Here is a 4,145-nt window from a genome sequence, read left to right as displayed (position 1 = left end):
AAACTGTTTGGGGGCACGTAAAAGCAACTTTCAAAAAATGCCGGCACACCGATGGATTTCACCAAAATCCGAAAAATACTGTTTTTAAGAGAATTAATTGGTAGTTTTGAGACAGACTGCCGTTGTGGCACATTTAAAAAAAACCGTGAAAACATTAAAATTTGAGTAGAATAATTGATCAAATACCAAATCGCCTGAATAAAACGAATATTGAAAAAGCGATCGCCGATTATCTAAATTTACTCGAAAATATACCGCTGAAATTACAGTCTGAAAATGTGTTGAAATTTTTAACGGACTTGAAAAGGGAAAAAATAAATTCTGGACCTTATCCAAATGTTACACTCTTCGAATCAGCAAACAGAATTATGTCGGATTTGACAATTCTGTACGGAATTAAGGAGTTACTAAATGGAGCGATTAATGAAATAAATTATGACGAGTATCAAGTCGAATTTGGTCACGATAATTATAATGATAATGACATTTATGCTAGCGACGGAATTTCAAAACTTATAGGCGAAGGATTTAATGTTGCAAAATCTTTTTTCCAAACCAAAAAAGCGAACGCACTTAAAAAAATGCGAGCTCAAATAAAACCAAATGACAAATTATTACTGATTTATAATTCAGATGCAGTTTTAGAAAGTTATAGACCAGTTAGAAGAACAAATGAATATCATCTGAAAATAAAACTGGATATTTAAAAAGAGTTTGAAACGCAGAAAAACGTGCCACAACAACGTGTATAGCTCATTGCTGTTCAGTTGCTTAATCGAAGTTAAGGCATATTTGGAAAGTCGCCAAATTTTTAAATTTGACGATTTCCAAGAATAAAATAAATAGTAAAATTTAAAAATCTGGCTTGTGGCTCAACCGAAAATTAATCGCTAATTTGCACGCAACGAGCCATACACCAGACCGTTGTACCCAATTTCAGAAAATGCAGAAATGGAATCAAATTTTCGGATTTTTAATATTGACAATTTTAATAAGTTGTCAGTATGACCCATATGCTCACAAATACACAACAAATGAACCAAAAGAATCTGACCTAATTGGAACTTACGTTTTTGAGAAACAAACAGTGGATTATAATATTACGGAATTTAAAGATTCATTGAACTATCAAAAAGTTATTCCGAAAATAGAGATTAATTCAAACGGAACATTTAAAGTCGTGAATTTACCTGTTTTTGAAACTTTTGACCCAACTTATATCGGATTGATTACTCAAACTGGCGAATGGAAAATTTCGACTGTTGGTTTTATTGGAGATGGAAGTGGAAATTTAAAAAAACATTGGGGAATTTACCTTTTAGGACTTCCAAGTGATGTACAAAATGCTGGACTGATGAATAATGAAATTCCTTATGGAATTATTTTCGGATTTGGAGACCCTGATGCTGGACAAGCAATGATATTTAAAAAGGAATGAAAAAAGAGAAAATTTTAAAAATAATTGCTTTGACCTCATATTCCATAATTATTTTAACGGGAGAAATAATTGGACTTCCATTTTTGTTTTGGCTAATTTGGACAAGTTTTGAATTTGGAAATAGCGACCAAATATTTGCAGTTTTTGGACTAATCGGATTCATTATGGTGTTCACGAATTATTACAAACAGAGATTTTTTAAGATATTGACATTTTTTTTAATGATTACACCAATTATTAAACGATTAACAGAAGTTCCTATTGAAAAGTTCAATTATTTAGCTTTTCAAATACCTTTTTTGATTTTCATTATCACAAGTTTAATTTTGATGTTTAAAAGGAAAAAAGAAGAAAAAACTGGGTACAACATTGTATAAAAATAATAGCGGTTTTATCGCTAAAACGAAAGTAAATAAATATAAAAAAGGTCTGTGTTTAACCGAAAAGTTAGCGTTTCAGAAACCGCTACTATTCTTATACTAAACCGTTGGTTGTAACTTGTAAATAAAACATTGTTAAAAGCAAACTAAAAGTTCAAAATCGATAATTTTCAAATAAAAAATTAGTTATACTATTAGCAAAATAAATAATAAATGAGGTTTTATTTTATTTTACTTTTAAGCATTTCTATTCATTCTCAGAATCAAATATCAGGACAAGTATTAAATAATGATACAAAAAAACCATTAATATATTGCACGGTTCAAGTCGAGAATAAATCTAAAGGAATATATACTAATGAGAGTGGGCTTTTTAAATTAGATACAACAGGTTATGGTAACAAGAAAATAATATTTTCACATGTGGGTTTTGTAAATGACACAATTGAAGTAAGAGATTTTAAAGAAAAAACTGCTATTTATCTTAAACCAGATATTAATCAATTAGAGGAAATTGTAATTAATTCAATTAATAAAAACAAAAATATTAATAGAAAACAGAATTGGTTTTGGAATAGAAATAGAGAAAGAAAATATATGGTAACTCCTGCCAGAGGAACAACTTATGGTATTTTGATAGATAAACCAAATGAAATTTTTGGTTCATTTGAAATATATTATCTTAAACAAAAAAATCAACCTCTAAATAAAATAAGAATTCATTTTTACAAACGTGCAGAAAATGGCGACCCAACAAAAGAAAGATTTTTTAAAAAGGATTTAATCTTTGAACTTCCTTATAAGTCTAAAGAATTAAGAATTGATCTTTCTTATTTAAATTTTAAAATTCCTAAAAATGGTTTCTATCTTGGTATCGAATTTATGGGTAGCAGAACTAATGAGCTAAATAGTGAAACAACTATTTTTTATACTGATAATTTAAAAGGTTACAGAACATACATTAGAACTTGGGAAAATGATTGGTTAAATACGAGTAAATATACATCAAGACGTTCGAAATACTACAATTTAAAATATAGTTACAGTATTATCGAATGATAAAAAGCTACAACCAACAACATATATAACAAATAGCTAAGCTTTTCTAAACCGGAAATTTTGGTATATTTGGTTGGTCGCCAAATCTTTTGATTTGGCTTTTTGAACTAAAATTAAAAATCAAAACTCAAAAGCTTTGGCTTGTGACGAACTGAAAATTAACCCATATTTGCTCGCTACTTGCCATATATAATCCCGTTGTGTGTAATGCAAAAAACCGTTTTCAAAATTAAATTTGTTTACTAAAAAGGAAACTTCTATCTTTGTAACAAACTAATATCTGAATGACGGAAAAATTTAAAGTTGAGTTTCTTAAAGAGGTCTTTGATTTTTTGGACGGACTTGATAAAAAAGCTCGGGAGAAAATCCTTTTCAATATTGACAAAGCGAAAGTTAAAACCGACAATACTCTTTTTAAAAAACTGACTTCGGATATTTGGGAATTTCGGACATTATATAACAAAAAGCAATATCGTCTTTTTGCATTTTGGGACAAAACGGACAATAAAGTGACTATTGTAATCGCAACTCACGGAATCGTCAAAAAAACGCAGAAAACACCAAAAAAGGAAATTGACAAAGCGACTGAATTAATGAACAAATATTTTGACAGCAAAAACAAGAAGCGATGAAAACATACACACTTGAACAAGCAAAAGACAAATACATTGGAAAAAAAGGCACAAAGGAAAGAGATGCTTACGAAAATGAATTGCGACTTGACTTAATTGGAGAAGCGATTAAACAGGCTCGAAAAGAACGGAAATTGACTCAAACGCAACTTGGAGAATTGATTGGCGTAAAAAAAGCACAAATCTCGAAAATCGAAAATAATTTGACCGATGCAAGATTTGAAACGATTTTAAAAGTATTTAGAGCATTAAACGCAAAAATCAATTTCAACGTGGAATTGCTGAACCAAAAAATGGATTTAGCGACTGAATAAAAAGCACTACACACAACACCGTATATAACTCATAGCTAGTTAGTTGCTTAGTCGAAGTTATGGAATATTTGCAAGTCCGCCAAATTTTTTTAATTTGGCTTATTGAAAAGAAAAGGTAATAAGAAAATTAAAAAATTCGGCTTGTGCTTAACTGAATAGTTACCGCTAATTTGCACGCTACGAGCCATATACAAAACCGTCAGACTGTCTCAAAACCATGCCATTATTGCAGCCTTTTTCCAAGGATATAATTTTAATTTGCCTTATCTTTAGGAATGGAATACCAACAAGGACAAGACCGGGAACAGCTTACCCTTTACAG

General features: G+C 30.0%; 6 protein-coding genes. All 6 read left to right on the top strand.

Annotated elements, in window-relative coordinates; translation table 11 throughout:
* The first annotated feature begins 161 nt into the window (after window positions 1-161).
* The 6 genes from DDV96_RS15690 (at window position 162) to DDV96_RS15665 (ending at window position 3,823) form a co-directional block, all read left to right on the top strand.
* Window positions 162-707 (top strand): hypothetical protein, encoded by a 546-nt coding sequence (locus DDV96_RS15690; protein ID WP_116695727.1) that lies wholly within the window; start codon window positions 162-164, stop codon window positions 705-707.
* Window positions 708-943: 236 nt separating this feature from the next.
* Window positions 944-1,438, top strand: coding sequence for a hypothetical protein (locus DDV96_RS15685; RefSeq protein WP_133240871.1), 495 nt, complete (start codon window positions 944-946; stop codon window positions 1,436-1,438).
* Entirely contained in the window at window positions 1,435-1,815 is a 381-nt protein-coding gene (locus tag DDV96_RS15680; RefSeq protein WP_116695725.1) for a hypothetical protein, read from the top strand. The genes DDV96_RS15685 and DDV96_RS15680 overlap by 4 nt, the downstream gene beginning before the upstream one ends.
* 216 nt (window positions 1,816-2,031) lie before the next feature.
* Window positions 2,032-2,877, top strand: a complete 846-nt coding sequence (locus tag DDV96_RS15675) for a carboxypeptidase-like regulatory domain-containing protein (protein ID WP_116695724.1) — start codon at window positions 2,032-2,034, stop codon at window positions 2,875-2,877.
* 284 nt (window positions 2,878-3,161) lie between these two features.
* On the top strand, window positions 3,162-3,509 hold the full coding sequence (locus DDV96_RS15670) for a type II toxin-antitoxin system RelE/ParE family toxin (RefSeq protein WP_116695723.1): 348 nt from the start codon (window positions 3,162-3,164) through the stop codon (window positions 3,507-3,509).
* Window positions 3,506-3,823 (top strand): helix-turn-helix domain-containing protein, encoded by a 318-nt coding sequence (locus DDV96_RS15665; protein WP_116695722.1) that lies wholly within the window; start codon window positions 3,506-3,508, stop codon window positions 3,821-3,823. The genes DDV96_RS15670 and DDV96_RS15665 overlap by 4 nt, the downstream gene beginning before the upstream one ends.
* The last annotated feature ends 322 nt before the right edge of the window (window positions 3,824-4,145 follow it).

Source organism: Marixanthomonas spongiae, from assembly GCF_003095375.1.
Classification (GTDB): Bacteria; Bacteroidota; Bacteroidia; order Flavobacteriales; family Flavobacteriaceae; genus Marixanthomonas; species Marixanthomonas spongiae.
This window is presented reverse-complemented; position numbering and strand designations above follow the sequence as displayed.

Bases quoted from the DNA above. Each gene is read 5' to 3' on its own strand.
- DDV96_RS15685 (WP_133240871.1), top strand. From the start codon at position 944: ATGCAGAAATGGAATCAAATTTTCGGATTTTTAATATTGACAATTTTA.
- DDV96_RS15680 (WP_116695725.1), top strand. From the start codon at position 1,435: ATGAAAAAAGAGAAAATTTTAAAAATAATTGCTTTGACCTCATATTCC.
- DDV96_RS15675 (WP_116695724.1), top strand. From the start codon at position 2,032: ATGAGGTTTTATTTTATTTTACTTTTAAGCATTTCTATTCATTCTCAG.
- DDV96_RS15670 (WP_116695723.1), top strand. From the start codon at position 3,162: ATGACGGAAAAATTTAAAGTTGAGTTTCTTAAAGAGGTCTTTGATTTT.
- DDV96_RS15665 (WP_116695722.1), top strand. From the start codon at position 3,506: ATGAAAACATACACACTTGAACAAGCAAAAGACAAATACATTGGAAAA.